The following is a 3,715-nucleotide window of genomic DNA, read 5'->3' as shown; positions in this document are numbered from 1 at the left end:
CAAGGGAAACTACAGTACACAACGTGTAAGATTTAACTCTAATTCTTCTGCTTAATTGTTTGTTACATACTTATAAATTTTCTCCACGACTTACTTAGTTAAGTCAGAAATATGAGCAGAAGTTCATGGCTAGAGTCACCAAAGTAAAAATAGAAGAGTCAGCAGAGGAATTATGTGAACTGCTGAAAAAACAGAAAACAGCATTAGGAAAAGAACGTATTCAAGCATTGTATTTACTGAAAATAGGCCAGGTAAAGACAATACAAGATTTAGCGGTAGTGTTGGGAAGAGGAAGTGCCACAGTACAAAGGTGACAAAGTTGTGATTATTACTGGCGCATCATCAGGGATTGGTGAAGCAAGTGCGAAATCTTCATCCTGATAAAACACCCCAAGTTCATCACGCAGTCGCATATATAAATTACCTTTTGGAAATGCAGCCTTGGCTACACGTACCGTTTCATCGGGAATAGGAGGAATTTCTTCAGGATGTAAGCACATATACTGCCTCCACAGGTATTTCTTCTAGTTTATTGATTATTGAGGCAGCTAACTTAATTTTTTTCTTCTGTGTAATACACAGAAAGGTAGAACCACCCTTTCCATCTATTACACGGTAATAGAAGCGCACTCACGCTTAGAGGATTGGTTGCGGAATCTGCCAAAAAGCGGAATCAGGCAGATGTGCAGTTGGGAACGATTTTGTACTTTTGCCCGCGAACCGCAACGTTCGCGTAGCGTTCCGCAGGAAAGGAAAGTGGATGCAACAGCCAGAGTATCAGTTGAGGGCGTGGCTTATGAAGTAAGCCCAGACTTAGCAGGCGAAACTGTGGTGCTTTGGTGGGGTTTATTTGATAACGAATTATATGTAGAGAAAGGCGACCAGCGCTATGGCCCATTTTATCCAGTTGATGGACCTATCCCCTTGCATCGCTATCGCAAATACAAGAAAACTAAAACCGAAGAACGGGCAGATCGGATTGCAGATTTAGCGCTTAAGCTGGGCTTGCCACGAACTGCCTTGGATAAAAACGCGGATCTGCAATTTTTGGTGGATAAGTACAAGGAAATTGAGCCAACTCGCGTGCGACCTTTTAATGACCCAGACCCGTTCCAAGAATTTACATATCCCAGTATATTGTTCGCTAAACTGGCGATTTCAGATTATCTAGCTAAACCTTTGGCGAAATTATCCACTGAACAAATTGCCTTTATTGATGGTGTGCTAGCTGAGATTTTGAATAAAAAAGTGATTATTGAACGAGTGCGGCAGTATTTCCACTCTTCCAAAGGAGGGCAACAAAATGCTCCGGGCTGGTGAATTAGCTGGTTTACTTTTCAGAGTCCATGCTCATATGCTACGGCATGGAACTGGTTATTATTTGGCTAACGGTACCTAAACATTTTTGAGGCAGAAACAAGCCTCAAACCCATACAGGGCAGGGAAAATACACCAAAGACTCAAAAATGCTTGAAACCCATATATATCAAGAAACTAGGCAAAACGATGTCGAAGTCTCTCTGTATATACATTTGAGCCTTTTTCCTGCTCCCTTTTTGTCTAAGTCCCACTAATCGAGGTATTGATACTCGGACAATTCAGAGTTATCTGGGACATAAAAATATTCAGCACACAGTTCGTTACACCGAACTTGCATCTACTAAATTTCAAGGTCTTTGGGATGATTAATGCTCATCTCCCCCAAAATTTTTCGCTCTCCTATTTCATTAATTCATCCCGCATTTATGCAACGCCAAGTATCCAGATATCATGACCAGCGTAAAACTCTCCACGTTGCTCTAATGTAAACCCACCTAGCAATAATCCTAACCAGAGTTCAATCAATGGCATATTTAACGCAGCCTGTAGTTGAACCAAAGAGATAGCATCGTTAACTCGTACAAGGTAGCCTGCGATCGCTTGCTGCCACTTTTGCACATCTTCATCACTGGCCAAGTTGCGAACATCCTCTAAAGTTATCACCTCCTCTAGCATCATCAAAACTTTCGTCTTTTCAATAGGTGCTGCTATAGAGTTATGCTCCTCCCCAGTATTGTCAAACCGATGTGGCCGATGTGGTTTAAAAGTCTGCGGTATTGCTGGTTCTATCAAATCGTCTAAATCAAGCTGCATTGTGGTTCGCACCAACCCAGCAAAGATACCAGTACTGACAATCGGCCCCAAAGGACTGTTGTGATCGCGAGTATCTTGCAACAGCACTTCGGCACGAGACTTGAGAATATCCGCAATTTGACTGAAGGCAAGAGCTGCGGTTGATAACTGTGCCTCCAAGGGTAAATTCTCTAGCTCGGCATCTAAACACTCCCACACTGGTGTAAGTGAAGATGTCGCTGGAGCTTCTGACATTTCATCAAGCACATCCCAGATTGTTAATTGGCAGTATGCGGTCATGATTATCATTTAGGGTGCAGGGGACAAGGACACACTGGACAATGTGTTGGTGCAATCTCGAACAGCTCCTTATATTGATACAGTGAGACACCATATTGTTTAGCAAATGTTTGCAATACCTGATCTGTATAGGCGCGGATCTTGCCAGCCGTTAGCCCAAAACAATGAATTGGTTCTAGGCGACAAATAGGCTTTTGCCCAAGCCAGAGTTCTGCACCCAAGGCGTGCAATGGTTTATCCCCCAGTTCTTTATACAAATACAGCACTGCAAAATATGTTGCTGGTGGTTCGACTGCAATTGCATCAATTTCTGCTGAATTCTTCTGCGAGCGGTGGCGGTAGAACGAACGGCGATTGTGGCAGACTTTTGGATTCCAACACCCATCCCCTGCTGTTCCATGTAAAACTTTAGCTTGAGTTGTTGGTAACTTGGCGCATAACTGACACTTGGGATCGAGTGGCTTGGGCATACCTTATTCCATTTCTTCGCCAATCGCACGATAGTAAGCAGCGATCGCCGCTTCTTGCTCACTGCGAAGTGTATAGCGCCGAAAAGCTTTCTCACTAGTATGTCCCGTTAGCCTACGGGCATGGCTAGGATCAAGACCTAATAGTAGCAAATCAGTGGCGTAGGTATGACGAAAGGAGTGAGGATGTAAATCAACAATGGCAGCTAGTTCACCTATTTTTTCTACAGCAAAGTAAATACCGTGATAACTCAAGCGTTCGCCTTGGTATGAAGGATGGTGTGAAATCATCAGTGGGCTAAGGCTGGACAACACCTCTGCTTGCTGTTCGCGCAATTGTAAATAGTCTGCCACCACTAGGCGACTTTCTTGACGCAGTGGTACTAGGCGCGGTTCATTAGTTTTGGTGTCGGGTAAAAACAGGAGCTTACCATCAAAAGAGCCAACATTTAAATCGACAATTTCTCCAGCCCTTAAACCATGACTGAGGATGTGGACAAGTGCAGTATCTCGTTGTTTTGTTTCTCCCAATAACTCTAATGCTGACCACACCCGATCCATTTGTTCGGACGTTAAACTCTGGGCTGGTGGCAGAGGTACTTTTTCCAGTTTAATCCCCAGTGTGGGATTAGTAGCAATAATGTCAGGATACGCATAGCACATCCATTTAAAAAAGCTTTTGAGTGCTGCTATCCCTGCATTTATGCTACTTTTTGAAAGCGGTTTACCTGCATCAGTCCCCTAGCTGTCTAATTGGTATTCAGAGGTTGAAAATCAAATGCACAGAGACGTTCTTGATGTTGATTGACTAAACCTTGTATTGCACTACTGGGATG

General features: G+C 43.4%; 6 protein-coding genes. 2 read left to right on the top strand and 4 right to left on the bottom strand.

What is annotated here, in order from left to right:
• Positions 1-269: 269 nt before the first annotated feature.
• Positions 270-500, bottom strand: coding sequence for a hypothetical protein (locus HCR01_RS37285; RefSeq protein WP_193200911.1), 231 nt, complete (start codon positions 498-500; stop codon positions 270-272).
• Positions 501-681: 181 nt separating this feature from the next.
• On the opposite strand from HCR01_RS37285, the gene HCR01_RS37280 reads away from it, so the two are divergent.
• Together HCR01_RS37280 and HCR01_RS41035 are read left to right on the top strand one after the other, a co-directional pair.
• Positions 682-1,320 (top strand): hypothetical protein, encoded by a 639-nt coding sequence (locus HCR01_RS37280; protein ID WP_226890069.1) that lies wholly within the window; start codon positions 682-684, stop codon positions 1,318-1,320.
• Between the two features lie 225 nt (positions 1,321-1,545).
• Entirely contained in the window at positions 1,546-1,689 is a 144-nt protein-coding gene (locus tag HCR01_RS41035) for a tyrosine-type recombinase/integrase (RefSeq protein ID WP_413774019.1), read from the top strand.
• Between the two features lie 54 nt (positions 1,690-1,743).
• Here HCR01_RS41035 and HCR01_RS37270 read toward each other — a convergent pair whose 3' ends face one another.
• Genes HCR01_RS37270 through HCR01_RS37260 form a run of 3 tightly spaced genes read right to left on the bottom strand, consistent with a single transcriptional unit; the run spans position 1,744 to position 3,542 of the window.
• Positions 1,744-2,412: a hypothetical protein gene (locus tag HCR01_RS37270; protein ID WP_193200910.1), complete on the bottom strand. Its 669-nt coding sequence runs from the start codon at positions 2,410-2,412 to the stop codon at positions 1,744-1,746.
• Positions 2,413-2,417: 5 nt separating this feature from the next.
• Positions 2,418-2,882, bottom strand: a complete 465-nt coding sequence (locus tag HCR01_RS37265; RefSeq protein ID WP_193200909.1) for a hypothetical protein — start codon at positions 2,880-2,882, stop codon at positions 2,418-2,420.
• Between the two features lie 3 nt (positions 2,883-2,885).
• The gene (locus tag HCR01_RS37260; RefSeq protein ID WP_226890068.1) at positions 2,886-3,542 is read right to left on the bottom strand and encodes a tyrosine-type recombinase/integrase; all 657 of its coding nucleotides are present in this window, start codon (positions 3,540-3,542) and stop codon (positions 2,886-2,888) included.
• Positions 3,543-3,715: the final 173 nt, after the last annotated feature.

The sequence above is a fragment of the Nostoc sp. MG11 genome (assembly GCF_014904695.1).
Taxonomy (GTDB): Bacteria; Cyanobacteriota; Cyanobacteriia; order Cyanobacteriales; family Nostocaceae; genus Komarekiella.
Note: the sequence above shows the minus strand (reverse complement) of the source record. Positions and strands in the feature narration are given on the sequence as shown.